The sequence below is a fragment of the Ezakiella massiliensis genome, from assembly GCF_059862345.1.
Window position 1 is genome coordinate 1 of record NZ_JCBCEO010000016.1, and the last position, 390, is coordinate 390.

A 390-nucleotide genomic window follows, 5' to 3' on the forward strand; every position below is an offset into this window, starting at 1 on the left:
TTATTCGTTGAAATTGTCTATTAAAAATTTGTTTGCAATTAAAATTGCTTCTTGGATTTCTAATGTCTGTTATTTCGTCTATGGTATTTAGTTTTAAAGGTTCTAATCTGGCTCACATCGAGGTCTTACCTCCAACCAATCTTGGTTTGTGAGCATAATTATTATATCTTATTTTTATGACTTTGTCAAATATATTTAGTGGTGGACCTGGGTGGACTCGAACCACCGACCTCACGCTTATCAGGCGTGCGCTCTAACCAGCTGAGCTACAGGTCCATATCATAGAAAAACTATTAAATAGTAACTTCGTTATTAGTAGCCTCGCATTTATGCTTCTTACTTTAGTCATAATGAATAGGATTGTAAGATATTCATAAAGAAGCTTTTGGT

General features: G+C 34.4%; 1 tRNA gene. It reads right to left on the reverse strand.

From position 1 onward, the window contains the following. Positions 1-199 precede the first annotated feature (199 nt). Positions 200-276: transfer RNA gene (locus tag AC6FXG_RS08925), tRNA-Ile, on the reverse strand. Between the last annotated feature and the right edge of the window lie 114 nt (positions 277-390).